Source organism: Nocardia sp. NPDC127579, from assembly GCF_042672005.1.
Lineage (GTDB): Bacteria > Actinomycetota > Actinomycetes > Mycobacteriales > Mycobacteriaceae > Nocardia.
Genome location: NZ_JBHXVZ010000009.1, coordinates 255,102 through 281,953 on the forward strand (window position 1 = coordinate 255,102; position 26,852 = coordinate 281,953).

The 26,852-nt window shown below is 67.2% G+C and carries 24 protein-coding genes and 1 tRNA gene; 18 read left to right on the forward strand and 7 right to left on the reverse strand.

Going from position 1 to position 26,852, the window contains the following annotated elements; genetic code table 11:
* The first annotated feature begins 4 nt into the window (after positions 1-4).
* The 17 genes from ACFVMC_RS28155 to ACFVMC_RS28235 all read left to right on the forward strand — a co-directional run bounded on the left by ACFVMC_RS28155 (position 5) and on the right by ACFVMC_RS28235 (position 14,375).
* Positions 5-970, forward strand: a complete 966-nt coding sequence (locus tag ACFVMC_RS28155) for a thioesterase family protein (protein ID WP_379215167.1) — start codon at positions 5-7, stop codon at positions 968-970.
* Entirely contained in the window at positions 963-1,283 is a 321-nt protein-coding gene (locus ACFVMC_RS28160; protein ID WP_379215169.1) for a hypothetical protein, read from the forward strand. Before ACFVMC_RS28155 ends, ACFVMC_RS28160 begins: the two co-directional genes overlap by 8 nt.
* Complete coding sequence (locus ACFVMC_RS28165) at positions 1,274-1,684, forward strand: hypothetical protein (RefSeq protein ID WP_379215171.1); 411 nt, start codon at positions 1,274-1,276, stop codon at positions 1,682-1,684. The genes ACFVMC_RS28160 and ACFVMC_RS28165 overlap by 10 nt, the downstream gene beginning before the upstream one ends.
* The gene (locus ACFVMC_RS28170; RefSeq protein ID WP_379215172.1) at positions 1,684-2,082 is read left to right on the forward strand and encodes a hypothetical protein; all 399 of its coding nucleotides are present in this window, start codon (positions 1,684-1,686) and stop codon (positions 2,080-2,082) included. Before ACFVMC_RS28165 ends, ACFVMC_RS28170 begins: the two co-directional genes overlap by 1 nt.
* Positions 2,083-2,097: 15 nt before the next feature.
* Positions 2,098-3,294: a beta-ketoacyl-[acyl-carrier-protein] synthase family protein gene (locus ACFVMC_RS28175; RefSeq protein ID WP_379215174.1), complete on the forward strand. Its 1,197-nt coding sequence runs from the start codon at positions 2,098-2,100 to the stop codon at positions 3,292-3,294.
* Positions 3,281-4,231 (forward strand): beta-ketoacyl synthase N-terminal-like domain-containing protein, encoded by a 951-nt coding sequence (locus ACFVMC_RS28180; protein WP_379215176.1) that lies wholly within the window; start codon positions 3,281-3,283, stop codon positions 4,229-4,231. Before ACFVMC_RS28175 ends, ACFVMC_RS28180 begins: the two co-directional genes overlap by 14 nt.
* Positions 4,228-5,571, forward strand: a complete 1,344-nt coding sequence (locus ACFVMC_RS28185) for an acyltransferase domain-containing protein (protein WP_379215178.1) — start codon at positions 4,228-4,230, stop codon at positions 5,569-5,571. Before ACFVMC_RS28180 ends, ACFVMC_RS28185 begins: the two co-directional genes overlap by 4 nt.
* Positions 5,572-5,638: 67 nt before the next feature.
* Positions 5,639-7,255, forward strand: a complete 1,617-nt coding sequence (locus tag ACFVMC_RS28190) for an MFS transporter (RefSeq protein WP_379215180.1) — start codon at positions 5,639-5,641, stop codon at positions 7,253-7,255.
* A 20-nt stretch (positions 7,256-7,275) separates the two neighbouring features.
* Positions 7,276-8,520, forward strand: coding sequence for a beta-ketoacyl-[acyl-carrier-protein] synthase family protein (locus tag ACFVMC_RS28195; RefSeq protein WP_379215182.1), 1,245 nt, complete (start codon positions 7,276-7,278; stop codon positions 8,518-8,520).
* Positions 8,495-9,370 carry an alpha/beta fold hydrolase gene (locus tag ACFVMC_RS28200; protein WP_379215183.1) on the forward strand — a complete coding sequence of 292 codons (876 nt, stop codon included), beginning with the start codon at positions 8,495-8,497 and terminating at the stop codon, positions 9,368-9,370. Before ACFVMC_RS28195 ends, ACFVMC_RS28200 begins: the two co-directional genes overlap by 26 nt.
* Complete coding sequence (locus tag ACFVMC_RS28205) at positions 9,367-10,479, forward strand: beta-ketoacyl synthase N-terminal-like domain-containing protein (RefSeq protein ID WP_379215185.1); 1,113 nt, start codon at positions 9,367-9,369, stop codon at positions 10,477-10,479. The genes ACFVMC_RS28200 and ACFVMC_RS28205 overlap by 4 nt, the downstream gene beginning before the upstream one ends.
* The gene (locus tag ACFVMC_RS28210) at positions 10,476-10,865 is read left to right on the forward strand and encodes a hypothetical protein (RefSeq protein WP_379215187.1); all 390 of its coding nucleotides are present in this window, start codon (positions 10,476-10,478) and stop codon (positions 10,863-10,865) included. The genes ACFVMC_RS28205 and ACFVMC_RS28210 overlap by 4 nt, the downstream gene beginning before the upstream one ends.
* Positions 10,862-11,383 (forward strand): 3-hydroxyacyl-ACP dehydratase FabZ family protein, encoded by a 522-nt coding sequence (locus ACFVMC_RS28215; RefSeq protein ID WP_379215189.1) that lies wholly within the window; start codon positions 10,862-10,864, stop codon positions 11,381-11,383. Before ACFVMC_RS28210 ends, ACFVMC_RS28215 begins: the two co-directional genes overlap by 4 nt.
* A complete protein-coding gene (fabG, locus tag ACFVMC_RS28220; protein WP_379215190.1) occupies positions 11,380-12,114 on the forward strand; it encodes a 3-oxoacyl-[acyl-carrier-protein] reductase in 735 nt (244 codons plus the stop codon). Before ACFVMC_RS28215 ends, fabG begins: the two co-directional genes overlap by 4 nt.
* 51 nt (positions 12,115-12,165) lie before the next feature.
* A complete protein-coding gene (locus tag ACFVMC_RS28225) occupies positions 12,166-12,888 on the forward strand; it encodes a 2-hydroxychromene-2-carboxylate isomerase (protein WP_379215192.1) in 723 nt (240 codons plus the stop codon).
* Positions 12,885-13,808 carry an ACP S-malonyltransferase gene (locus ACFVMC_RS28230; RefSeq protein WP_379215194.1) on the forward strand — a complete coding sequence of 308 codons (924 nt, stop codon included), beginning with the start codon at positions 12,885-12,887 and terminating at the stop codon, positions 13,806-13,808. Before ACFVMC_RS28225 ends, ACFVMC_RS28230 begins: the two co-directional genes overlap by 4 nt.
* A 108-nt stretch (positions 13,809-13,916) precedes the next feature.
* Positions 13,917-14,375 carry a hypothetical protein gene (locus tag ACFVMC_RS28235; protein WP_379215196.1) on the forward strand — a complete coding sequence of 153 codons (459 nt, stop codon included), beginning with the start codon at positions 13,917-13,919 and terminating at the stop codon, positions 14,373-14,375.
* A 32-nt stretch (positions 14,376-14,407) separates the two neighbouring features.
* Here the strand turns inward: ACFVMC_RS28235 and ACFVMC_RS28240 are convergent, their stop codons facing one another.
* A complete protein-coding gene (locus tag ACFVMC_RS28240) occupies positions 14,408-14,902 on the reverse strand; it encodes a hypothetical protein (RefSeq protein WP_379215198.1) in 495 nt (164 codons plus the stop codon).
* A 303-nt stretch (positions 14,903-15,205) separates the two neighbouring features.
* Between ACFVMC_RS28240 and ACFVMC_RS28245 the strand changes: the two genes are divergently transcribed.
* Positions 15,206-18,364, forward strand: a complete 3,159-nt coding sequence (locus ACFVMC_RS28245) for a tetratricopeptide repeat protein (protein WP_379215200.1) — start codon at positions 15,206-15,208, stop codon at positions 18,362-18,364.
* Between the two features lie 80 nt (positions 18,365-18,444).
* Here the strand turns inward: ACFVMC_RS28245 and ACFVMC_RS28250 are convergent, their stop codons facing one another.
* The 6 genes from ACFVMC_RS28250 to ACFVMC_RS28275 all read right to left on the reverse strand — a co-directional run bounded on the left by ACFVMC_RS28250 (position 18,445) and on the right by ACFVMC_RS28275 (position 26,570).
* Entirely contained in the window at positions 18,445-19,650 is a 1,206-nt protein-coding gene (locus ACFVMC_RS28250) for a saccharopine dehydrogenase family protein (RefSeq protein WP_379215202.1), read from the reverse strand.
* Complete coding sequence (locus ACFVMC_RS28255; protein WP_379215204.1) at positions 19,650-21,968, reverse strand: MMPL family transporter; 2,319 nt, start codon at positions 21,966-21,968, stop codon at positions 19,650-19,652. The genes ACFVMC_RS28250 and ACFVMC_RS28255 overlap by 1 nt, the downstream gene beginning before the upstream one ends.
* A gap of 2 nt (positions 21,969-21,970) precedes the next feature.
* Positions 21,971-24,631, reverse strand: a complete 2,661-nt coding sequence (locus tag ACFVMC_RS28260) for an aminotransferase class III-fold pyridoxal phosphate-dependent enzyme (protein WP_379215206.1) — start codon at positions 24,629-24,631, stop codon at positions 21,971-21,973.
* 312 nt (positions 24,632-24,943) lie between these two features.
* Entirely contained in the window at positions 24,944-25,531 is a 588-nt protein-coding gene (locus ACFVMC_RS28265; protein WP_379215208.1) for a hypothetical protein, read from the reverse strand.
* Between the two features lie 304 nt (positions 25,532-25,835).
* The gene (locus ACFVMC_RS28270; protein WP_379215210.1) at positions 25,836-26,327 is read right to left on the reverse strand and encodes a hypothetical protein; all 492 of its coding nucleotides are present in this window, start codon (positions 26,325-26,327) and stop codon (positions 25,836-25,838) included.
* 158 nt (positions 26,328-26,485) lie between these two features.
* Positions 26,486-26,570: transfer RNA gene (locus ACFVMC_RS28275), tRNA-Leu, on the reverse strand.
* Positions 26,571-26,852: the final 282 nt, after the last annotated feature.

Here is a 26,852-nt window from a genome sequence, read left to right on the forward strand (position 1 = left end):
AAGAATGGACAAGAAGATGGTGGAACTCACCAAGGCCGTCGAGGCCATCCGGCAGCAGACCTCGGCGCGCTCGGTCACCCCGATGTACGAGGGCAACAATGTGTGCGCGTGGATCGGGTTCAAGCACATCAACTATCTGGTCGAACACGCGATCCTGGCCCACATCAAAGGCAATGGTCTGTCGAGCCGGTTCCTCTACGAGGAGTACGGGCTCGGGTTCGATGTCGTCGACATCGATACCCGGATCCTGAGTTCGGTGCACCTGGACGACGAGCTGACCGCGACGGTCATCCCGGCCGCCGCCGAGGACGCCTGGACCTTCAAGGTGGTGCTGTCGACGGACGAGGGGACCAAGGTCGTCACGTCCAAGGTGAGCGCGGTGCTGCGGCGCGACACCTACATCGACCCGGTCGACCGGGTGCCGGCCGAGCTGCGTCCCTTCGCGGCCGAGGAGATCGAGCGGCCGTATCCGAAGGGAGCGCGACGTCCGGCTCCGCCTTCGGGTCTAGGACCGCAGGAGTTCCTGGCCGCGCTCGTCGCGGGCGCGAACGGGATCAGCTGGTCGGCCCGGATCGGCTATCCGTCCTGCCATTACAACGAGCGGATGGCGATGAGCGGGTACCTGCGCCTGCTCGAGGAAGCCAAGGACCGGTTCGTCGACAGCCGGGGAATCTCGGTCAAAACGCTGCTCGACGAGCACCGGTGGATTCCGGCGGTGCCGCACTCCCAGGTGACGATGCTCGCCGAGGCGAGGATGGAGGAGACGCTGTACATCGCCTACACCGTCGACGACGTCTTCAAGAACCTCACCTATCGGTCGCGGTTCGACTGCTTTGTGCTGCGGGACGGTACGCCGGTGCACACCGCGACCGGCACCGTTGTACACGGCTACGCCCAGATCCATCGCCGCGACGACTGGGGGCTGGTCAACTTCGACGACCGTGTGCTCGCCGCGCTGACCAATGCGTGATTACGTGTTCGTCGAGACCATCGCGCCCGCGGCCGCCGGGGATCCTCGGCTGCTGCGGGACGCGGTCAAGGTGCTGGCCACCGGGAGCGCGACGGTCACCGTCGCGCTGCTGGAGGGCGCGGTGCTCGGTGCGGTGCTCGATCATCCGGTGTTCACCACCTTGAGCGAGGCGGGTGCCGTGATCGGCGTCGACGCGCTGTCGCTCGAGCAGTGGGGTTACGACGCCTCCGATGTGCCCGGCCGCGAGCTGGTGACCATGGACTGGTTGCTCGAGCGCCTGCTCGACGACAACTCGACGGTGGTGTGGCATTGAGACGAGTCGCGCCTTCCACCGACCTGCTGCTGGTGGTGATGGGTTCACCGCATCAGGGTGAACTGGTGACAACCCTGCTCCGGCTGGTCCGCGCCGCATTGGATTCGGGCCGCTCGGTACAGGTGTGGGCCTGCGGGTACGCGACACAGCTCACCCAGACCGCGCTCGGCGAGGCCAAACCCACCGATCTGCTCGACCGCTACCGCGAGCACCCGACCACCGCGTCACTGATATCGGCGCTGCTGCAAGCCCATCCGGATCAGCTGTACTGGTACGGCTGCCGGACCTGTGGTGAGCATCGCGGCGCCCGGCACATCGACGGGGTCCCGGTGCGCTCGCCGCACCGCTTCGCCGCGCATGTCGGAGCCGCCCGGCGGACGATCTACATGGGGACGGCCTGATGTCGAACGCACGCAATCTCGTCATCGTGGAACGGGCCTATCGCGGCGCGATCGAGGTCGGCTATTTCGATGTGCTCTACCAACTCCTGGAACTGCACCGGCAACTCGCGGGCGTCGACCTGCTGCTGCGTGATCATGCCGCGACCTACGCGCTGGACACCGCGGAGTTCGGCCCGGAGTCGCTGACCGGTCTGTTCGGCGGTGCGCCGATCGCGGTGAACGACCCGCGCTCGGAGGTCCGGCGACTGCTCGAAACCGGTGTCCGGGTGCTGGTGTGCCACGACGACATCGTCGGCCTGCGCCTGCGCCCCGAGCGGCTGCGCGCGGGCGTGCGGATCGTGGACGACGCCGAGCTGTACGGACGGTGGCCCGACTATTCGCAGATTCTGTACATGTAACCGTGAAGGAACGCTATGACCAGGGTATTCATCACAGGGCTCGGGGCGGTTTCGCACGCCGCGCGCACAGTGCCCGAACTGGTGTCGCGACTGTACGACCCGAAGGCGCCGGAGGTGGTCGCCCCCGACCTCGGCGACATGAACATCCCGACCAAACGTTTCGCGCTGATGGCGGACGAGGACCGGCCGGCCGCACCCGAGACGGTGGCGGGGTTCGCCACGAGCGAGTCGATGCGCGCGATCCTGGTCGCGGCCCGCGAAGCCCTGGCCGATGCCGGGCACGAAGACGATGATTCGCTCCGGATCGGTGTGGTGCTCGGCAGTTCGAACGGCGATGCCGCCCTGGTCGAGCAGTACCGCACCCGTGGCGAGCAGCTCAGCGAACAGGGGTGGGTGCCGATGTTCGCGGCCGCGCCCGCGGTCGCGAGTGAGCTCGGTACGACCGGACCCGCGCTCTCGTTGTCGAATGCCTGCGCGGGCAGCGGATACGCCATCGCGATCGGCGCGCAACTGATCGAGTCCGGAGAGGCCGACGTCGTGATCGCCGGTGGCTACGAAACGTTCTCCCGGGTGGCGCTGGCGGTCTTCAACCAGGTGGGCGCCGTCTCGCAAGGTACCTGCCTGCCCTTCTCCCGGGACCGGGACGGGACGACGCTGGGCGAAGCCGCCGCGGCGGTCGTACTCGAGCGCGCCGATCTGGCGGCCGGGCGCGACTGTCGCATCTACGGGGAGATCGCCGGGCAGGGCTGGTCCTGCGACGCGTTCCATGTGACCGGCCTGGATCCCGAAGGCGGACAACTGATTCGGGCGATGCGGACGTCGATGGCCGAAGCCGGGGTGACACCCGGGGACTTGAGCATGGTCGTACCGCACGGCACGGGTACCCGGAACAACGATTCGGTCGAAGCCGCCGCGACGGCGGTCGCGCTGGCGCCGCACGCCGCGCGGATTCCGTTCTACAGCTCGAAAGCCCTGCTGGGGCATACGGCCGGCGCCTCGGGAACCTTGAGTGTGATTGCCGCGGTGACATTTCTCGGCCGTGGCGTGATGCCGCCGAATCTGCTGATCGACGAGGTCGATCCCGAGGTCGGGCTCATGCTTCCGATGCGGGAGACACCGCTGGCCGGCGATACCGCGATGGTCAACACGTACGGCTTCGGCGGCAACAACATGTCTCTGATTGTGAAGAAGGTTGATCGTGAATCCCTCTGACACGGCATTGTCACCGGACGCCGGGGTGGCGGTGGCCGCGCTCGACGGCCTCGGCGTCGTCGAGCCGCCGGCAGCGCACGACAGCTCCGCGGACGAATGGTTCGACCAGCGGCAGGAATTGGGCCGCGGGTACAAGTATCTGCCCCGGGCTGCGCAGTATGCCCTGGTCGCCGCGCGCCGCGCGATGGACGACGCGGGCACGGTGCTCGACCGGTTCGACGAGGAACGCCGGGCGATCTGCGTCGGGACCAACAACGCGGCCTCGGTCCCGCAGGGCGACATCGATCGGACCATCACCGAGCGCGGATCGCATGTGCTGAGCCCGGCCTCGGCCCCGTACTTCTCGATCAACCTCGTCGCCAGCCGGGTCGCGATGGAACACCAGCTCAAAGGGTTCGCGCTGAGCCTGCACACCCCGCGCACCGCCGGACTCGAGGCGATCCAAGAGGGAGTGCGCGCGGTGTGCGGCGGACGCGCCGATCTGGTGTTCGCCGGCGCCGCGGAATGCCCGTTGGACAGCACCGAGACCGGCGCCCGAGCCCAGGACGGCGCGGTGCTCGCGGTCCTGCGCCCGGTGCACGACGCCGCTCGGCATGTCATCGCCGCGCGATCGTGCTTCCTCCCGCCGAACGCGCGCGGGGCCGCCCGCAACCCCGGCCTGGACCAGGCCTTCGCCGCGCTCGCCGCGAGTCCGGACGATGGGCCGACCGAGGTGACGGTGGTCGGGCCCGACTCGGCGGTCACCTCCTTTCTCTACGACACGTTGGCGGGGCGGCCGGGTGTGAAGGTCGAGGTGGAGTCGATCGCCCGGGCCGGATCGCTCGAACCGATGCGAGTGCTGGCGCGTTTGGCGAACACTCCGAGTGCCCACCGGCGGCTGGTGGCGGCGACGTCCGAATACGGCAATGTCACCTTCACCCTGCTGGTTTCGCGATGAGCGCCGGTAGCCGGCCGGTCCCCGTGTTCGTCTCCGCCCACACGCCGGTCGATCTGCGGGTCGCGGCGGACCGGCTGCGGGCGTACCTGTCGACGGCTGACGCGGATTCGCGGTCGTCACACGACGATTCGGTGATCGACATCGGATTCTCGTCGGCGATCGCGGCCGAGCAACCGGAATACCGGGCGGCGGTGGTGGCCCGCGATCGTGACCAGCTGCTGGCCGGGTTGGCCGGGCTGGCCGCCGACGATCTCGGTGACGGCGTCGTGGCGGGCCGGGTACGCACCGGTAGCGCACCGGTTTTCGTGTTTCCCGGCCAGGGCGCCCAGTGGCGCGGGATGGCCGTCGAATTGCTGGAATCGGCACCGGTTTTCGCGCGGGAGCTGGCGGCCTGTGACGAGGCGCTGGCGGAGTTCGTCGACTGGCGGCTCGCGGAGGTCCTGCGCGGGGCGGCCGCGGCGCCGTCGCTGGACCGGGTGGACGTCGTGCAACCGGCGCTGTGGTCGGTGATGGTGAGTCTGGCCGCCCTGTGGCGCTCGTACGGCGTGCAGCCGTCCGCGGTGGTCGGGCATTCCCAAGGTGAGATCGCCGCCGCGGTCGTCGCCGGTGGATTGTCCCGCTCCGACGGTGCGCGGGTGGTCGCGCTGCGATCCCGGGCGATCGCGCAGCGGTTGGCCGGCCTCGGCGGCATGGTCTCCATCGTCGCGCCGGTCGAACGGGTCGAGCGGGTACTTTCCGGCTGTGCGGGTGTGATGTCGGTTGCCGCGGTGAACAGCCCTACCTCCGTGGTGGTTTCGGGCGAACCCGCCGGATTGGACGAACTGCTCCGCGTGTGCGAGCGCGAGCAGATTCGGGCGCGGCGGATCGCGGTGGATTACGCCTCGCATTCGGCGCCGGTGGAGATCATCCGCGACGAGCTCGGCGAACTCCTGGCCGCGGTGGCGCCGAGAACGGGGTCGATTCCGTTCTATTCGACGTCGGTCGGAGGTTTTATCGACACCGTCCGGCTGGACGCGGATTACTGGTATCGCAGCCTGCGCGACCGGGTCGGTTTCGAGCCCGCCGTGCGCGCGCTGATCGACCACGGCGCCGGGTGCTTCGTGGAGATCTCACCGCACCCGGTGCTGACCGTGCCGATCGAACAATCGGCGACCGCGCACGGCGCGCGCGAGCAGGTCGGAGTGGTCGGATCGCTGCGCCGGAACGAGGGGGGCATGCAGCGATTCGTGTTCTCGATGGCCAAAGCGCACGTCTTCGGCGTCGCGGTGGATTGGGACGGGTTCTACGCGGGTGCCGACGCACGGATTGTCGCGCTGCCGACGGCGGCCGTCGCGCCCTGAATGCCGGGATCGGCAACTTCCTGTCAGATCATAGAATGTAACTTCCGAAGCAGATAGCGTCAAAGATATGGACGACGGCCAAAGCTCGAAGCGGGCAACAACTTCCGGAGAATTTCCGCAAGCGACGCGGAAAGAATGGATCGGCGTCGCAATACTGACAATTCCGTGTCTAATTATCTCGATGGATCTTTCGGTCCTCTATTTCGCGCTTCCGCATATCTCCGAGGATCTCGCGCCGTCCTCGACCGAGCAATTGTGGATCTTGGACAGTTACGGCTTCCTGTTGGCCGGACTGCTCATCACCATGGGCGCGCTCGGTGACCGCATCGGTCGTCGATTGCTGTTGCTGGTGGGCGCCACCGCATTCGGTCTCGCCTCCGCCCTCGCCGCGTTCGCCACGACCCCCGAGATGCTGATCGGGGCCCGTGCGCTGATGGGCATCGCCGGAGCGACGTTGATGCCCTCCACGCTGGCCCTGATCCGCACGATGTTCGTCGACCCGAAGCAGCGCACCCAGGCGATCGGGATCTGGAACGGCGGGCTCGCGGCCGGCGCGGCGCTCGGTCCGGTCCTGGGCGGCGCCCTGCTCGAGCAGTTCTGGTGGGGCTCGGTGTTCTTCATGAACGTGCCGGTCATGCTGCTGCTGGTCGTCTGCGGACCGTTCTTCCTCCCGGAAACCAAAGACGGTGCGAGCGGGCGTATCGACCTGGTGAGCGCGGCGGTGTCCATTGTCGCGATGCTGACCCTGATCCAGGGAATCAAGGAGTGGGCCCGGGTCGGCCTGGACCTTCCCATCGCCGCGCTGATCCTGATCGGTGTCGCGTTGTTCGGCTACTTCGGCTGGCGCCAGCTGCGGGTCGAATCGCCGCTCATCGAACCGGCGTTGCTGCGTGTGCGGGCGGTCAGCGGCGCGATCACCGTCAACCTCGTCATGATGTTCAGCTTCTTCGGATGTGCGTTGTTCACGACGCAGTTCCTGCAGATGGTGCTCGGATACGACACCTTGAAGGCCGGACTGTGGTTCCTGACGGCGATGCCGCCGGGGATCCTCGCGATGGTCGCCGCGGTGGAGATCGCCAAGCGGGTGCGCCCGATGATCGTGGTGTGCACCGGAATCGCGATCGGCGCCGCGGGTGGGTTCCTGCTGTGCTTCGTGACGCCGGACTCGTCGGTCTGGTACATCATGGCCGCCCAGTCGGCGCTCACCGCGGGTGTCCTGGTGGCCACCACCCTCACCGCCGACACGATTCTCACCACGGCTCCGCCCGAGCGGGCCGGAGCCGCGTCGGCGTTGACCGAGACCGGTACCGAGTTCGGGTCGGCGGTCGGTATCGCGGTCCTGGGTGCGGTCGGCGCGGGGATCTTCCGTGACCGGCTGGCCGAGGCCGAGGTGACCGGCTCGAGCATCGCCGACCTGCCTGCGACGGCTCGCGAGACGGTCGTCGGCGCGCTCCAGGTCGCGGCCGAACTGCCGGCCGAGGCCGGTGCGGCGCTGCGCACCGCGGCGGTCGAGGCATTCACCGACAGCATCGACATCGTCGGCCTGGTCGGCGGGGGTGTCCTCGTGGTCGGCACCGTGCTTTCCGCGGTCCTGTTGGCCGCGGTGCGCTCGCCCGGCACCGTCGACGAATCAGTTACGGCCGAGCTCTCGAAGGCCGAATCTTCCACGGCGAAAGCCGAATAGCTCACTCGAAGGACATGGAAATGGCAAAGGCGAACGACGCCGGACGTAGGGCTGTGGCCGTCACCGGGCTCGGCGCGGTCTCGAGTATCGGAATAGGTGCCACCGAATTCCTGGCCGGATTGCGTGCGGGTCGCTCCGGAGCCTCGACGATCGAATCCTTCGACACGACCGGATTCGAGCACTCCCGGGGCGGTGAGGTCCGCGGGTTCGCGCCCGAGGACTGGATCGAGCGGCTCGAGATCGACAGTCTCGGGCGCGCCACCCAGTTCGCGATCGCGGCCGCGAAGATGGCGGTCGCGGACGGTGGCCTGGACCCGGCCGAGCTCGCCGCGGCACGCTCGCTGGTGAGCGTCGGAACCACCGATGGCGAGTCACGCGACCTCGATTCCCTGGTCGCGCAGGAAGTCGAGCAGGGCTGGGCCGGGTTGTCGCCGGAGATCGCACGGCGCGTCCCCGCGGGACGCCTGTCCAGCGGTGTCGCCGCCGAACTCGGGCTGACCGACGTCGAGGTCCTGACGTTGCCCGTCGCCTGCGCCGCGGGCAACTACGCGATCGGTTACGGGTACGACGCCGTCTCCTACGGGGACGTCGACTACGCGATCGTGGGCGGTGCGGATGCGTTCTGCCGCAAGACGTTCTCCGGCTTCTATCGACTGGGAACGATCGCGCCCGAGAAATGCCAGCCCTTCGATATCAACCGCAAGGGGATTCTCACCGGTGAGGGTGCGGGGATGCTTCTGCTGGAGGATCTCGACCGCGCGCGGGCCCGCGGCGCCACCGTCTACGCGGTCGTCCTGGGCTACGGAATGACCTGCGACGCACTGCATCCGGTGGCTCCGGACCGGGGGTCGGTGGAGCGGTGCATGCGCAAGGCGCAGCAGTCGGCCGGCGTGGCCGCGTCGTCCATCGACTACATCTCCGCCCACGGCACCGGCACCCGCGCCAACGACATCACCGAGGCCGCCGCCATCCGGGAGGTTTTCGGCGACGATCTGCCCCGCACGGTGTCGATCAAGTCGATGCTGGGGCACACCATGGGGGCCGCGTCGGCGCTGGCGGCGGTGGGTTGTGCCCTGTCCATCTCACACGGCTTCATTCCCCCGACGATCAACCACGAGGAGACCGATCCCGAATGCGGGGTCGACTGCGTGCCGAATCAGTCCATCGAAACGCCGGTTTCGGTGGTGCAGAACAACGGTCTCGCCTTCGCGGGCAACAACGCCGTCGTGGTCTTCGGCGATGAGCAGGTGGCCCGTGCCGGCTGAGGTGGCCACCGGCCCGGTCGTGCTGGTGCGCCGGTCCGAGCAGCAGCACCCGATTCGTGCGCTGCTGCTGCACGGCCTCGGCACCAGCTGGCGGGTGTGGACCCGGCATGGTGACCCGGTGCTGGGGCGGTGGGGTGGCCTGGCGAATCCGCTCGGCTGTATCTCCGGGGCCGCCGCCGACCCGGAGGTGTGGGTCGGGGATCTGCCGTGGAGCGGCACCGAGGACGGGGCCTGGGCGCGTCATCCCGACCCGACCCAGTGGATAGCGCGGTCCGTCGCCGCGGTGCCGGGCGGTGTGGATGTCGTCATCGCACACTCGTTCGCCGCGACGATGCTGCTCGATCTCGCGACGCGGCCGATCCGAGAGCAAGTCCTCGGCGGGGTCAAGGGCCTGGTCCTGGTTTCGCCGTTCTACAAGTCCGCGCACGACGACTTCGACTGGAATGTGTTGTCCTCGTATGTGAACGGGTTCGTGCACATCATGGCGGAGGGCATCCGGGTCAGTGCCAAGGGGCGGCCCATCTCCGGCGACCTGCTCATGGGCATGGCCGAGCGGGTACAGGATCGGATCGGCCCGTACGGGTGGCTGAAGTTCTTCGAAACCTATCTGCGGACACCGGACATGAACGTTCGTGAGATGGACATCCCGTGTCTCATCCTCTCCGGCAGAGGCGACGTCGCGGCGCCTCCGGCCGACAGCACGGTCCTGGCCGGCCAGCTCCCCGACGCGGAGCTGACGTTGCTCGAGCACTGCGGCCACTTCCCGATGGTCGAGACGCCGGCGGAGTTCAGCGCCGCGATCGACCGCTTCAACGACCGAATTCAACTCACCCATGGAGCACGCGCATGACAGTCGTGGCCGAATCACCTTCGGACGCACCGATCCAGGCCCGCACCGCGCTGGGCGTCATCACCGGATGGTCGGCGGTGTCGGCATTCGGGATCGGCACCGCGGCCGCGAGCGCCGGTCTGCGCTCGACGGACCGTCCCGAGTCCCTCTCGTGCGAGGTCGACGACTGGACGGCGATCGTCGTCCCCGACTTCGATATTCGCGCCGAGCTGGGTTCGAAAGGTACGCGCTCGCTGGACCGGCTCACGGGGCTGACCGTGACCGCGGTCCGCGAACTGCTCGGCGATCTCGGCGGCCGGGACGAGATCGGCGGCTGTGACGACATCGCTCTGGTCCTGGGCACCGACACCGGCAGCACCAAGTCGATGATGGACTTCACCCGCGACTCGCTCGTCGGCGAGAAGCCCTACCATGTCGATCCGTCCCGCTTCCCGAACGCGGTCATGAACTGTGCCGCCGGGCGTTCGGCCATCTGGTACTCGCTGCGTGGGCCGAACGCGACCGTTTCCTCGGGGCGGGTCGCCGGGCTGTCGGCGCTGCAATACAGCAGCCGGATCCTGCGTGGCGGGCAGGCCGAGGCCGTGATCTGCGGTGCGGCCGAAGAGTACACCGTGAATCGCGCCTGGCTGGAGCGGCTCATCCGCGGTCCGCGGCCAGAGCCGGTGACCCTCGGCGAAGGCTGCGCGCTGTTCCTGCTGGAGAAGACCGCCGGCCCGGGACGTACGCCGCTGGCGACGCTGTTGTCCACCAGTTTCCGGGTGTGTGCTCCGGGTATGGGCGTCGATCCGGTGCAGCTGATGACGTCCTGCATCGCGTCCGCGCTGCGGGACGCGGGGGTTCGGCCCGAGCAGGTCGGCATCATGGCCGGTGCCGGCGACGTCGACGGCATCGAGTCGGCGGCCCTGGCACGAGCGGGGCTTTCGTCCGCGGCCGCGATCGACGTGTCCGACCGGATCGGCGATACCGGTGCCGCGTGCACGAGTTTCGCCCTCGCGTCGGTGCTGGTGACGGTGCGCGACAGCCCGGGCACGATCGCCGTCGTCACCGCCTACGACCGCGACGGCGCGATGGGTTGCGCGGTGCTGCGTGTGGGTGAGGCGGAGCAATGAGTGTCGCCGCGCGGGCAGTTCAGGCGGAGGTTCGGGTCGTGCACCGCGACGGCCTGAATTCCACCGCCGAGGTCTCGATAGCCCGCACCGAGCAGGTGTTCGCCGGGCACTATCCCGACTTCGCCATATTTCCCGGCGTGTGCACGATCGAGTTGGTCGCTCGTTCCGCCGAACAGGCCCTGCCCGAACCCGGACTGACGTTGGGCGCCATCGCCTCCACTCGGTTCCTGCACCCGATCTATCCGGGTGACGAGGTGTCGATCACGAACGTGTGGAAGCGCGAGGATCAGGACTGGGTGCTCCGCTCGGTGGTGTCGTCGGGCGAAAACGTGTGTGTACGAGCGCGATTGCGCTACCCGATCAGCGGCGCGGACGAGGTGCGATGATGCCGATCCAGATCGACGAGATCAAACAGCGTGTGCCCCACCGGTTCCCGATCCTGCTGGTGGATCGGGTCGAGGAGCTGGTGCCGCACCGGACGATCACCGCGACCAAGGCGATCACCTGCAACGAGCCGTGGTATCGCGATGTGCCGGACGACGCTCCGCTGAGCGCCTACGCGTATCCGGTCCCGCTGCTCATCGAAGCGTGGTGCCAGGCGGCCGGGATCCTCTCGCTGTGGAGCACCGACGATGCGGACGACTTGACCGACAAGGCAATGCTTTTCGGGTCGATCACCGACATTCGGGTGCTGCGCCCCGTGCTGCCGGGTGACCGGCTGGAGAACCGGGTGCGACTGGTTCGCTCCACCGGCACCACCTTCGTGTTCGAAGGGACGTGCGAGGTGGACGGGCAGCTCGTCCTCGAGGTGGCTTCGGCCGTGGTGACCATGCGGGACCAGGACGAGATCCGGTCCCGGCCCGCACAACTGACAGAACATGAGCCGATGGAGGTAGTACGTTGACCAAGGTAGCGGTAGTAACCGGTGGATCCCGCGGTATCGGCCGGGCATGTGTCCTTCGCTTGGCCCGGGCCGGATACGACGTCGCGTTCTGCTACTCGTCGAACGCCACCGCCGCGGCCGCGGTCGAAGACGAGGTGCGCGCGCTGGGCCGCAAAGTGTCCTCGTTCGCGGTCGACGTCAGCGACGGGCCCGCGGTGCGCAAATTCGTCGATGCGGTGGCCGAGGACCTCGGCCCGATCGACGCGATCGTCGCGAACGCCGGTGTCACCAAGGACAAGCCGATGGTGATGCTCGACCCCGAGGACTGGTCGTCGGTGATCGACACCAATCTGACCGGTGTCTACAACGTCTGCCGCGCGGTCGTTTTCGAGATGATGAAGCGTCGCAGCGGTGCGGTGGTCACCATGTCGTCGATCTCCGGTGTCTACGGCAATCCAGGGCAGACCAACTATTCGGCCACCAAGGCCGGGGTCATCGGAATGACCAAGTCGATGGCACGCGAACTCGGCCGCTACGGCATCCGGGCGAACGTGGTGGCCCCCGGCTACATCGACACGGATATGGTCGCCGAGATTCCGGCCGCGCAGTCGGAGAAGATCGTCAAGAGCATCCCGGTGCGCCGGGTCGGCACCGCCGACGAGGTCGCGGCGATGGTCGAGTTCCTGCTGAGCGACAACGCCTCCTACGTCACCGGTTCGGTGATGCACGTCGACGGCGGCGCCGTCATCTGATCCACCGCCTCAGGGCACAAGCGTCATGGTTCGAACCAAGAGGAATCGAAGATGAACCGGAAATCCACGCCACCGCGGCATTACTTCTCGTTTCGCAGTCCCTACTCGTGGCTGGCGTTCCGGGACATGAAAGAACTGTACGGACATCTGCCCGATGAGCTGACCTGGATTCCCTATTGGGATCCGGACGAGGACATTCTCGCCCGGACCCGCGCGGCCGGAGCCGATTTCGTCTACGTTCCGATGTCGAAGGAGAAGCACCGCTACCTGCTCCAGGACATCCGGCGCCTGACCCAGCGGCGGAATCTGCGGGTCACCTGGCCGTTCGACAACGCGGTGCGGTGGGAGGTGGCGCATATCGGCTACTTCCCGGCCGCCGAGCAGGGGCGCGGTCTCGAGTACATCGATCGGGTCTACCAGGCGCGATGGACCGAGGGGCGTGCGATCGACGATCCCGCGGTAATCGCCGATATCGCCACCGAACTGGGTTTGGACCCCGAACTGGTCTCGACGGCGGCCGACGATCCACGGTATCGGGACCTAGCGGTCGAAGCACTGTCGACCGCATTCCACGACGACGTTTTCGGCCCGCCGCTGTTCATTGTCGGACGGCAGAAGTACTGGGGGCTGGAACGGCTCGAGGAGTTCGTCGAAGCGGTCCGTGCCCGCGGCAACCCCGAGCCGGTCGCGGACATTACCCCGGCCGACACCGACCAGCGCGGGGAACCGCAGTTGGTCGGAGCCGACATCTCGCACGCCGGAGGATGCGGATGAGTACGGTTCGCGCAGCGGTCTTTCCCGGACAGGGCGCTCAGAAACCGGGCATGGGTGAGCACTGGCGGGACAGCCCGGCGTGGTCACTGGTCGAGGAGATCTCCGACAGTGTGGGCCGCGATGTGTCCGAATTGCTGCTGGTATCGGACGAGCAGACCCTGCAACAGACCGACAACGCTCAGCTCTCGATGTTCGCCATGGGTGTGCTCGGATATCACGACGCGCACCTCGGCGTATCCGATCCGGAGGTCGTCGCGTTCGCGGGCCACAGTCTCGGCGAATACGTCGCTCTGGTCGCGGCCGGGGCACTGTCGGTGACCGACGGTGCCCGACTGGTCGCTGCGCGAGGTAGCGCGATGCTCGCGGCCGCGCGGCGCGCCGATTCGACCATGCTCGTCGTCGTCGGCGCGGACGTCTCCGCCGTGGACGAGATGGTGACACAGGCGCGTTCGGAGGGCTACGACGTGTGGGTCGCCAATGTGAACGGCCCGGGACAGGTGGTGCTCTCGGGCACGGTCGCCGCGATCGACGAAGCCGCGACGCGCGTGCACGCGCTGGCCCTGCGCCCGGTCCGGATCTCGGTCGGGGGAGCGTTCCACTGCCCGTTGATGGAATCCGCGTGCGAGCCACTGGCCCAGGCGCTGGACACCGTGCGGTTCGCCGCCCGGCACGCGCCCGTCGTCGCCAATGTCGACGGCCGCCCCCACACCGACGGCGCGGGCTGGCGAGACCGCCTGATCCGCCAGCTCACCTCGCCGGTGCTGTGGCACACGGGATTTCGCGCCCTGGTCGAGGATCTGCGGTGCGACACCATCGTGGAGTACGGGCAGGCCAAGACGCTCACCGCGCTGGCGAAGCGGTCCGGCTACCAGATCTCGACGCTGAAATTCGACCGCCCGGGGGCCGGCGCACTGGTGTGAGGGGGCAGTGCGCCCGTAGCGGCTTCTCGCTGTGCTGCAAGGCATTACGATCGGCGGTATGCGACGGCCACTTCGTCCGAGAATGGGAGGGTTGGTGGGGTGGAGCCAGTGACGATGATCGCCGCGGCGGTGGCTGCGGGTGCGGCAGCGGGGTTGACGGAAACCGCGAAGAACGCGATATCCGATGCCTACCTTGCGTTGAAGGGCTTGATCACGCGGAGATACGAGACGGTAGACCTGGGTGTGGTCGAGTCCAAGCCGGAATTGGCTTCGCGGCGCGCGGTACTGGCCGAGGAGCTGTCCGAAGCTGGCGCCGGTGCGGACGAAGAACTGATCGAGGCGGCGCGGCAACTGCTCGCCGCGATCCAGGATGAGCGGCCGGAGGCCGCCGAGATCGTCGGTGTTCGTCTGCGGCGCATCGAATCCGGGCAACTCGAGATCACCGATATCGCTGCCGTCGGTAGCGGCGTCGTGGTCGAGGATGCCAAAGTGGCGGGTGCCGTGAAGATCACGGGAGTCCGCGCCGGGGGATCGGGGCCTATCCACCCTCCGAACGCGCGGCCGTAGCAGACCCCGCAGCCGCGCGGGAGGACTACGGTCTACGGGTCGAATTTCGGAACGTCTCCGCGCACAGCATCGCCATCCAGCACCAGGGGCTGGACCTGCTGCCGCCGGAAACTGTTGTGGCGCCTGCGGGTATCGGCAATCTGCCGAGGCCGCGGGTGGCCGCCGTCTACGGGCGCGGTGAGCTGATCGGGCAGTTGACCGAGGCGTTGGCCGATGCCGCAAGTACGCGGGTGCTGGTCGGCGCGGCCGGGATCGGTAAGACAGCCGTCGCCGAGGTGGTCGGCACAGGCTGTGCTCGGTACCCGATCTGGCGCATCGTGGCCGATGGTAGTGCGGAACTGACGGATTCGCTGGCTGCGGTGTGCCGCCAATTGCAGGGTAAACGAGCCGACGGCGTTTCCTCGGAGATTCTCGCCGAGTGGGCGATGCGCTGGTTGCGGGCGCACTCCGGATGGTTGCTCGTCTGGGACAACGTCGAGGATCCCGACGAGGTCGGGGATCTGCTGGCCAAGCTCGAAGGTCATCATCTCCTCACCAGTCGGCGTACTGCGGGGTGGCCGGATACGGCTGTGGTGCACCAGCTTCCGGTCCTGGACCCGGATGCGGCGCGGCAGCTGCTGGCTCGGGACGCACCGCGACTGGCCCGGGACCCGGATGCCGACCGGCTCTGCGGGGAACTCGATTACCTGCCGCTGGCCCTGGAACAGGCCCGCGCCCTGCTGTGCCTGCCTGGTACTCCGATGAGCTGCGCGGAATACCTCGCTCGGCTGGCCGAGAATCCCAGGCTCATCACCACTTTGCTGCCCGCGGCGGACCGGTCCAAGCGCACGGTGGCCGAGGTGCTGCGGGTCTCGCTGGAGCGACTCGGGGCGGACTGCCCGTCGGCGGTGGACCTGATCAGGGTTATGGCCTGGTTCGCCCCCGAGGAAATACCCGATGTCCTGGTCGAAGCATGTGGCGAACGCCCGCAGGTCGATATCGCGCTGTCGCACCTGCTGGCGCACCAGTTGGTGTTCCGGGCGACCGGTACGGTGCGCATGCATCGCCTGACGCAGACGATCCTGCGCGATACCTCCGGGGCCGAAAGTGCGACCCAATGGCGTGACGCCGCTATCGGTGCGCTCGCGGCGCTGCTGGACGAATCGTCATACAGCGGTATGGACGCGCTGCCGATCGCCCAGTACCGGACTCTGATCCGCCATGCCCTTGTCGTCACCGAACGCGTGCCGCACGGAACCCCGGGTCCGCTGTGGAAAATGCTGCGGCCCGCGGCGGAACTCTGCCTGACTTTCGATCCCGAGCGAGCTGTCTTCTTCCGTCGGCGCGACCTGGATGACCTGAAGCACCGTGCGGATCAGGTGCGGCACACACTGGACAGATACGAGGACGCGCGGGCCGGCATGATTCTGCAGGCCGAAGCCTTCCTGGCCTGGGCACTTGTCAATGCCGGACACGCCGAGACGGGGCTCGCCCGCTATCCCGGTGTTATCGCCGGGTTCCAGGATATGACGAGCCCGGATCACGTGGACACGCTCCGTGCTCGCTTCTGGCAGGCCGAGGCCCACCAGTTGGCCGATCCCACCGGGGCTGCGGCGCTGAAACTGTTCGAAAGCGTTGCCCACGACTACGAGGCGATACTCGGGCTGGATCATCCAGCCACATGCTGGCCGTTGATCGGGCTGGCCGACGCATTGCTGCAGCGCGGCGAGATCGACCGTGCGACGACCATTCTGGTAAATGTGATCGGCTCCGACACGGGCCACCAAGTGCAACAGAGTCTTTCGCCGGGTGTCGCCGCCGCGTACCGAACACTCGCCGAGGCGCATACAGCGGGTCACCGCCACGAGGAGGCCATCCGGTGCCGGGAGTCGCTGTTACGGGCCGCGGAGCTCGGGTCCGACGAGCCGGGCCCGGACGTTCTGGCGGCCCGATTCGATTTGGCGGAGACACGAGCGGCCGCCGGGGATGTGGCGGGGGCGCTGGCCCTCTATCGGGCGATTCAGGACGACACAGACCAGCAGTACGGCCCGGACAGTGGAGCTTCTTTTGTCGCGCGCTCAGCGCTCGCCTCTCTCGCCATGGAAAACGCTCAGGCGCAGGGCACCGCGCGGTTGATGGACACCGTTTTGCCGTTCTGTCAGCAAATGCTGGGGTCGGAACCATTCCAGGCGTATGTCGAAAGGCTCGGATACCGGGAGAAGTTCGAGCTGTCGGGTATCAAGGTGCGAGCAGCGATCGCCATGGCTGTGATGTACACCTTCTTCGAGGAATTGTTCGGTGCGGATCTCGTCTTCATACGGGAACTCTGGGACGGCCTGGCTACCGCGCTGATCACTCTCAGGGATTTCGAGGCCGCGGTACCGGTACTGGAAAAGATCGTTGCCGAGCGCCGTCGCGCCCTGGGGGCGGCGGCACAGGAAGCAGTCGCGGCAGAGCGTGAGCTCGAGATCTGTCGTTGTGTCGCGTCCGGCGAGCAGCGCGCCGCGATCGCGCTGGCCGAGTCCGCCGCGGTCGAGCTGGAAGCTCGGGCCGACGCTGACTACGACACGCTGGTGCGAGCCTGGCACATGCTGGCCGCCCTGTACTCCGATGAACACGCGCAGGCCAGGCGCGCGCTCACTGAGAAGGTCGCCGCATATCAGCTTGCCACCGCCGCCGCACTACGAAATCAGCCGTCGCCAGACCTGGCCCGGCTCGATTCTGTGCTCCAGGCCGCAGGTCAGAACCTCGTGGCCGCCGATCCCCGGCGGTTGCCGACATTGGAGGCTCTCGTCGAGGTTCGCCTCCGGCGGTACGGAGAGCAGCACATCGAAACACTCGATGCGCAAATGACCTTGACCGTGCACCATATGACAGCGGGCGACATCGCGGCGGCTGAATCGCTCGCGACCCACATCCGGACGGTGGCCGAGCCGGTACATGGAGCCGATAGTCGCCCAGTCCAACTCGCCGTCGGCTGGTTGAAAGCGATCGCATTCCGCAAATCGGGCACCGTCCCGGCCGGAACAGTCTCGGACTTGATTGCCTGGATGCGTCACTGCGAGTCGTCGGAAGGATCCGAATCACCGCACTCTCTGGCGGCTCGCATCGCGGTCGGAGGTGCGTACATGCATTCGGGACAGTTAGCCGAGGCACGCGACTGGCTCACCACGACGGCGGCGGAGTGTCGGCGGGTGCTGGGCGAATCACACCGGACCACAGCGATGGCGCGTCGGCTGCTAGCGGTCGCCTACTGGTGGTCCTCGGACTTCCGCACTGCCGCCGAGATGCTGGAATCCTTGATCGCGGAGGTCGAACGTTCGCCTGGGGCCGACGATCTCGAACTTGCCTACATGCGCGGCGACCTCGCCCAGATCTACATCGGAGCAGGGCAACCCGCACCCGCGCTGGCGATGCTCATCGACGTCGAAACGGTGATCCGGCACCGATTGGGCGCCGACGCCGAACAAACCATCACCGTCAAGGGGGTGCTAGCGGAGGCATATCTGGAGATCGAGGATGGCGATCGGGCGTTGCCGTTACTGATCGAGGCCGTCGCAGGACAGACGAATATCCTCGGACCGGATCATCGCAGCACGCTGCACATCAGAGGAATGCTGGCCGAGGCAATCGGGTTGACCGCAGGTCCGAATCAGGAACTCGAGCAGGTGGACGACCTGTTGGCCGATTGCCGCAGGGTCCTCGGAGAGACCGATAAAGACACTCTGCTGGTGCACCGCCACCGTGCGATGGCGATGCTTCGTATGGGCGAGCGCGCGGCGCTGGCGCTTCTGGAGGAGTTGCTGGCCGAATTCGATCGGGAGTTCGGCAGCGCCGATCCGCGCACGCTGGGCTGCCGAGTCCGGTATGCCCAAGCCGTAGCGAAATTCGTCGGTCGGCCCGCCGGCATCGACCTGATGCTCGATGTGCTGACCGACTGTCAGCGGCTCTTCGGCGTCGACCATCCCCACACCGAATGGGTACGCAAGCAACTGCGTGAGGTGAGCTGAGTCCGGGCGGGACCCGGACCTTCGGCGCGGGCAGTGACAGTGCAGCCACCCGCGGTCGAAGGCCGGCCGGGTAATCCTGATCAGCGGGCTCGGGAGCGCAGTAGAGCGGTCACCAGGGATCCGCTGTCGAGGGCGGCGTTGTTGACCGCCTGGGTCCACTGGCTGTTGGTCACCACGACCATGGATTCGGGGCGGGGGTTGCCCAGGCAGTAGGGGGCCAGGCGGTGGAAGAACTCGTCGGGGTCGTAGACCGCTTCGGGCGGGTGCACGCCGGGGCGGTCCGGGCGCAGCAGGGCGCCCACAGCGAGCGGAATGCCGGTGGCCTCGGCCATGGTCAATCCCGGGAATTGCCCCAGTGCGCACCCGATCGTCGCCGCGGCACCATCCAACGTTCCGGTAGCGACGGCGAAAAGCGGTGGGAGGCAACCATGGTCGAGTGCCGCCAACGGTGAGCTGGGCAGCACGTGCTCGGCCGCCGCGGCAAGGGTCGCGGCCCGCTCGCGCGAGACCAGCCCGGCGCGCACCGCCGACCCCAGCGCGGACAGCGAGGCGACGGCGTAGCGGGGGGCGAGCGCCACGTTCACGCAGTCCGCGAGATCCGGGAAGGTCCGTGCCAGGGTGACCGGCTCGGGATGCCCGAAGGTCCATCCGACGCCCGGCCCGATACCGGGGTAGTCGATCGTGGTTCTGCGCAGCGGAAGTTCGCGCGTCAGCGCACCGCCGCGAATCACCGGGATCGGCATGCTCACCTGCTCGATCCCGTGGACGATCGCCGCGCTCGGCCGCCAGCCGCGCTGCTGCGGTTGCGCCATCAGCAGGTTCCACCCGGTCACCAGCGACTCGGTCCGATCGAGCAGGGAAACAGCCTTGCTCGCAAGGAGATTGGCCACGCCGGGGCTGGCGCCCATACCGATCACCGCCGTGATTCCGGCGGCCGCCGCCCGCTCATGCAGATCCAGCATGGTGGCCGTGGGCGCCGGATCGTCGCAGACGTCGACGTAGTCGCGCCCGGCCTCGATCACCGCCGCCAGGATGCCCGGACCGAAACGGAAGAACGGCCCCACGGTATTGACCACGATGTCGCAGTCCCGCGCCAGCGCGACCAGCCGATCGTGGTCGGCCACATCGATCGGCCGCGCGACAGCGGTGGGCCCGAGTTGCTCGGCCACCGCGCCGGCCGCGTCCGCCGAGAGGTCGGCGATCACCAGCTGATCGACCTCGGCGGCGAGCAATCGCGCTGCCGCCCTGCCGATTTCACCGGCGCCACCCAAGACCAGTACCCGCATCAACGACTCCCTTCAGCGCCGACGCTACCGGGCGCGGACGCGCCACGGTCGGACTCGGCGGACTTCTCCGACCCCCGCGCCGCGGCGCCGGGAAACCACCAGTTCCAGCGATCCGCCAGCGACATGAGCACCGGTACCAGGATCAACCGGACCAGTGAGATGTCGATCGCGATGGCGACGGCGAGACCGAATCCGATCTGCTTCAGCTCGAGCACGTCGGCGACCACGAGCGAACCGAAGACCGCGATCATGATCAGGCCCGCGACGGTGATCTGCGGTGCCACCCTGGCCATGGCGCGCCGCACCGCCTCGGCGGTGTCGCCGCAGCGCAGATACTCCTCACGGATGCGGCGGACCATGAACACCTCGTAGTCCATCGAGAGGCCGAACAGCACCGCGAACATGGCCACCGGCAGGAACGCCTGGATGCTTCCGACGCTGGTGAACGCGAAAAGCGGTTCACCATAGCCGAATTGGAAGATAGCGACGGTCGCGCCCAGGGCGGCGGCGGTGGCCAACGCGTTCAGGGCGATCGCCTTGATCGGTATGACGACGCTGCGCAGCGTGATCACCAGATAGATCAGCGAGACCACCAGCACCAGCGCTACGACCAGCGGCAGCATCCGCGCGGTTTCCGTCGCCAGATCCCGGTACTGCGCCGACATTCCGCCGACCGTGACCTCGATTCCGTTGGCCGCCAATCCTTCCGAATCGTCCCGCAGCGCTCGCACCAACGCCCCGGTCTCCGGTGCGTCGACCGGAGTCGCGGGCTGCACCACGGCGAGCAGGCAGCGCGGCCGGGCCGAGTCGTCGATCAGTGAGCCGCTCACCGCACCGCCCACGGGACCTCGCGTGAACGCCTCGAAATCGCCGGTGGCCACGTCGAACACCGAGACCATCGACCCGACACCGGGTTTGCCGCGCTGCTGGTCGAGGTAACGGCGGATCTCGGCGGCGTCACCGCCGGTCAGTGTCCGTGTGTCCGGCGCGCAGGCGGTGAGATAGATCGGGGCCACGGCGGCCCCGCCGAACGCCTCGGCGGCGCTGGCGTATCCGCGCCCGGCCGGTGTCTGCGCCAGCGTCTTGATGCCCAGGTCCAGTCCCAGGCGCATGCCGGTCAGCGGCAGGGCCAGGAGCAGCAGCACGAGCAGCACCGGGATTCCGCACAGCGCTGGTCTGCGCTGCACGTGCCCGACCCACCGGTACCATCGCCCGCCGGTGGACGCCGCCGCGGGAGCGGGCTGCCGCAGGCGGTCCGCCAGTACCGCCAGTGCGGCCGGGAGCGCGGTCACGGCCGCGATCATCGAACACAGCACGACAAGCCCTGCGGCAATGGCTATTTCGCGGAACACAGGCCCGTCGATGATCATGATCGAGCACAGCGAGACCATGACGATGACACCCGAGATGATCACCGTGTGCCCCGAAGTCCGCAAGGCCCGGGTCAGTGCGCCGAGCAGGTGATCTCGCTCGGCGAGTTCCTCGCGGAACCGGCTGATCAGGAACAGCGCGTAGTCGATGCCGACACCCAGACCGATGATGGTCGCGACGACCAGCGCGAACTGCGACATGCCGACCGAATCCGAGACCAGGGCGATCACACAGCTGCTGAGGGCGACCCCGAGCAGCGCCGCGCCGACGGCCAGCGCGGAAGCCAGCAGTGAACGCAGACCCCACACCAGCAGCAGGACCGCCAGCGTCAGTCCGATGAGCTCGGCTCGGGCCTGGTCCTCGCGCTCGACCTCGGCCAGCGCCTTGTTCAACGGCGTCTCGCCGGTCAGATCGGCGGTGACACCGTCGGGTAGGCGCACCTCGCGCAGCGCCGCGGTGATCTGATCGGTGCGCAGATCGCGTTCCGGCACCGGACCGCGCAGGGCGACCAGGATCATCGCCGTGCGCCGGTCCGGTGTGCTCAGCTGCTGACCCACCTGTGCCGTGGTGGGATCGAGGATCTCGCCGAGTTCCGGCATCTCGCGCAGCGCCGTGACGATCGGCCGCACCGATGCGGCCACGGCCTGCCCGTCCGCCCCGGTCACCACGACGGCCACCTGTTCGGCGCCCATCCGGGGGAACCGGTCGGCCAGCAGGCGGGTCGCCGCCGCCGACTCCGAGTCGGAGATCGAGTAGTCCGGGAGGCTGAGATGTCGTTCCAGTGCAGCGAATTGGAGTCCGCCGACCACCGCGACGACTGCCCAGCAACCGAGAATCAGCCAGCGGAACCGGTGGCACAGCCGGGCCCATCCGGCGGCGAGCCCGCCCGAGCGGGGCTCGGTGCCGCCGGATGTGCCAGGGCGAGAACGTGTTTGGAGTACCGTCATCATCAGAAGGCGAAGAAGTTCTGCTGCTTCATTTCCCGGATGCTCTTGCCGAACGCGACCGCGACCGCGTCCAGGTCCGCATAGGAGTGTGCGTCGCCGAGCATGATCGTATGCAGCTCGGGCAGATACACGCCGTTGAGCCGCATGTAGTACGCGAGCGCCAGCATGGCCTTGATGTGGCTGCCGGCGACCTGATCGCGGGCCAGCGCGGGTTTGGAGTACTCGAATCCGATACTGAAGACAGTGTGCTTGCCGCTCACCCGTGCGCGCACCCCCTCCTCGTCGGCCACCCGCTGCAAGCTCTCACGCAGATAGTCGGTCTTGGCATCGAGTTCGCGGTAGACCTCCGGGTTGTCGCGCAGGTAGCCGAGCACCGCCGCACCCGCCGCGGTCGACACCGAGTTGCCGCTGGTGGTGCCGCCGCAGAACGCGCGGGACGCGAAATCCTCGAACGGATCGTCGGTGGTGCGCGCGGTCTGCATGACCCGCTGACTGCCCACCACGGCGCCGCCGGGCAGCCCGCCGCCGACGATCTTGCCGAGACAGGTCAGATCGGGCGCGACCCCGGCGAGGGTCTGCACCCCGCCGTAGGTGACGCGGAACCCGCTGACCACCTCGTCGAAGATCAGCACCACATCGCATTCGTCGCACACGGCCCGCAGCTTGCGCAGGAACTCCGGGTCGTAGTCGAGGTTCATCGACGGCATGGGCTCGACGACCACCGCGGCCAGCGTGGCGGCGTGGCGGCGGATCCGCTCGATCGAGTAGTCCGCGCCGTACTGGAGAACGAGGGTGTTCTCGACCACGCCGCGCTGTGCGCCCGCCGAATTACTCACCGGCACAGGCTCTTCGGGAGCGCCGCTGTAGCGGAACCAGGAAGACACCATGCCCTGATCGGACCAGCCGTGATAGTGGCCCTCGAACTTGGCGACCACGTCCTTGCCCGTATGCGCCCGTGCGATGCGGGAGGCGGTGAGCACCGATTCGGTGCCCGAGTTGGTGAACACGACATTGCGGTCGCCGCCGAACGCGTCGGCGATGAGGGCCGCGAGGTCGAGTTCCGCGCGATTACCGATCGCGTTGACCGCGCCCTTGCGCACGGCCACCTCGATCGCCTCGACCACCTGCTTCGGCCGGTAACCCAGGATGTGCGGGCCGAAACCGCTGGACAGGTCGATGTAGCTGTTGCCGTCGATGTCGGTGAACCGGCTGCCCTCGGCCGTGTCCACGATCAGCGGGTACTCGCTGGGCAGCATGTACCGGTCCATGTGGATCTGGGCGATCAGAGCACGCTCGTCGTCGTTCTTGATCGCCATCGCCCGGGGCATGTGGCCGGCGATCTCGGTATCGAACAGGTCCTTCAGTTCCGCGCTCATGAACGGTGAGAAACGGTCGGTGAACTTGCGCGCGTTGGCCCACACGTCGATATCGGGGTCGACCGCGCTGACGAAACCCTCGCCGGTCAGGAACGCGAGCCCGAGCAGCGTGAACTCGGTGGTAAGCCGCCAGTTCGCGGCGCGCAGGACCTTCGTCGCGTCGTCGAAGAAGCCCATCGTCGACCACGATTCGGTCTTCTCCTCGAAGTGGTAGCGCAGCACGGCGGTCAACTGCTGGCGTCGCGCGGCCGGGAAGCCGGTCGAATCCTCCGGAGGCACGGTGAACGCTTCGATGAATCGTGCGACGGCCTTGTCCCATTCGCGGTGGATGCACGCGTAGTAGAAGGCGGCCAGATTCCATTTGCTGTCCTCCGACAGCGTGCCCACCAGCCCGTAGTCCAGCATGACGATCTGGCCGTCGTCGGTCACCATCATGTTGCCCGGGTGCGGGTCGACGTGGAACTCGCCGTGGAAGAACGCCATCGTGTAGATGATGTCCTGCATGCGGCGCGCGAGTTCACCGCGCGGATAGGTGCAGCGCTCGAATTCGGTGCCGGGGATGGCGTCGTCGATGAACTCCATGACCAGCACGTCCTCGGTGCACAGCTCCGGATACACCTCCGGCACGCGCACGAAGGGATGGGCGCGGAAGTTCTCCCGGACCCGCGCCTGGCGTTGCGCTTCGACGCGCATATCGCACTGGTCGACGAGGAACGGGCGCAGTTCGGCGAAATGGCTGACCGCGTCGTAGGACCGGGCGGGCGGAAACAGCTTCTGCACGGTGGACAGCATCGCGGTGGTCGCGGAGGTGCTGGCGACGAGGCGTTCTCGCACACCGGATTTCACTATCTTGATGGCGACGACCTCGCCGGTGTCCAGTCGTCCGCGGTGCACCTGGGCGACCGTCCCGGCCGCAAGCGCCACCGGGTCGAAGTCGACGAGCCGCCGATTCATCTCCGCGGATCCCTTGTCCCGCAGCACGATACAAGTCTCGGCCGGCGGCATCGCCGGCATGTCCGCGAACAGTTCGCGGAACTCGGTGATGGCGTCGCTGTCGAACAGCCCGGTCTGTGTGCCCAGGATCTGCCCGGCCTTGGTGTACATCGGACCCATGCGCACCAGGAACTCGCGCAGGTTCGAGGTCACGACCGCCTTGTCCCCGCTGCGCCGGAACTGCCGATATCCCTTGGTGCCGTAGTACGGAAGCCACGCCGCCAGCCGTGCGACCTCACGCGCGGGCGAGCTCGTCTTCTTCTTCATCGTGATGCCATCCAGAACAGCGGTCATTTACCTCTCCTCAGGGCATGCGAGACAGAGCCTGGACGTCGAGCAGATGTCCAGCGCTGAATCACCGGTCTCCGACGACCGTCCTTATCGCGGCGACAAAGCCGCATTCACCGTAAACCGTTGGCCCCCTTGCCAATCCGGTTCATCTCAGCACGCCGGTACGAACCCGGGCGCCCTTGGGGAGTCTGGCACATCAACTGCATGTAACCAAAGGTTACATGCAGAGTAAGTGATGGAGGTCACCTGCGAGATGTCGGTCGCCGCCGCGCGTCCCGCCTCCGGTGCGGCCCTACCGAGAGAGCTCGGTGGGCCTCAACTGCCGGCCGAGCCCGGTGGGAGAATCAGGGTCGTCAGGTTGCACTGCTGTCCGAGGGTGGTGCTGATGCACAGTTCCAGTCCGCGCTTGCGCCACGCGTCGGTGAAATGAGTGTCGAGTTTCGCCGATTGGATGTCGAATTCGATGCCCTTGTTGTCACCGGCTTTCAGCCTCATGGTGCATTTGCCGCCGGAGTCGAATTCTTGATCCTCGCAGCGGTACTGGGGGAACATGAATCTGCCGTCCGCGAGCGTGATGTACGGATCGCTCACGAAGACATCGAAGCTGTTCGTGTTCGTGAACCTGAGCCGGACCAACCGTTTCGTGCTCGACATCCAGTGGTCATCCGCTACCTCGGTGTCGTCACCGTCCACGTACATGCCGTCGGCGGCATGCGGCGGGGCGGCGACCGTCGACCAGACCACGATCCTGGCGTCGGCCAGCTTCAGCGGCAAGCTGGCCTGCCGCTCCAAATCGTTGCGCGCCGACGACAAATCGTTGGCGTCCCTTGCGATGTCGTTCGCGTTCCAGGAGAACCACGCGCTTACTCCGCTGACCGCGAGTGCGCAGATCGAGATGATCACGGCGATCTTGTCCCAGCCCGATGCGCGGGTGCCGCCGGAATTGCTGGTGCCCGTAGCGCGCTCCTGCTCTCCTGTTCGAACCGCTGTGTTCAGCGTGTGACTCTACGCCGAGCCCTGCTGTAACGGGGGCGGAATCGGAGCGCTTGCAAGGGGATCGGATCTTGTGAGCGCGCCGAACTGCTCTGCTTGACGTATCATCAAGGCGCTGAGGAGTTTTCATCCGTCGCAGAGATCTGCGCGACCGAACCCGGCCCCCTGGTCTACGTGGCGAACACATTCAGCACTTCAGGAGCCGGCACGACAACTATGTCCGTTCGACGCGACTCGAGTTCCTGACGCCGTCCGCGTCGAAGGGCCTGCCCGAATAGGGCAACACCTGAATCCCCGGCGGTCCCGTCTGTAGATCGCCTGTGTGTGAGGCGAATCGACGAACCAGGCGCACTGTGCGCGCGATCGCTTCGGCGGTCAATTCGAATGGGTGCAGACCGTCCTGACCTCGGATCCCGAGGGCCTGAAGGTGTTGTGCGGCCCTGGAATCCGCGTCATCAAGGTCTGATCGCCGCCCTATCGAGCCAGGTGTTCGTCGGTCAGGCCGCCGGTAGCGGGCGGGGATTTGGGTGAGGACGCCGATGAAGGCGGAGGCGGCGATGTGGTGGCATTCGTCGACCACGACGAAACCGTAGTCACCGGTGCGTTCGTCGACGTTGGAGCGACGGGCGAGGGTGAGTAGCAGTGCGACGTCGATCACCCTGGTGGTTTTGAATCGTCCGTCGCTGACGACAGCGTTCAGAAGCATCAGGGCCGCCGGACTGGCTGTCGCCGAAGCCGGTGCCCGCCTTGCCGGGAATCTGCGCGAACGGTTCTCCACCCGCTCAACTACGAAGGTCCTGGTCGGCCGCTGCCTCGGACGGCGCGGCCCAGTTCTTGCGGATCTGCCAGAAATACGTGTTCGAGTGGTGCGCGAGAGGGGACTTGAACCCCTACGTCCTAAGACACCAGAACCTAAATCTGGCGCGTCTGCCAATTTCGCCACTCGCGCTTGGTGGTACGACCGTCCAAACTCTACCGGGCTTGATCGGGATCGCGAAGCTCTGGATGGGCGTGGCGTACTGGTGAGTAACACGACCTGGGGTTATAACGATTAGGTAACGGCCAATATGAGGGGCACTCATGTTTCGTACGGGTTGGTAACCGGTAGACCTGCGGGTTCAAACGTGAGTGGCCCTCATGTTTCTCGGCGTTCTGGTACGACCGTGCATGAATACTGGAGGGTAAGGCTGGGCTGGGGAGGCAAACGTGAGGCTTTCCTCATGATTTTGTG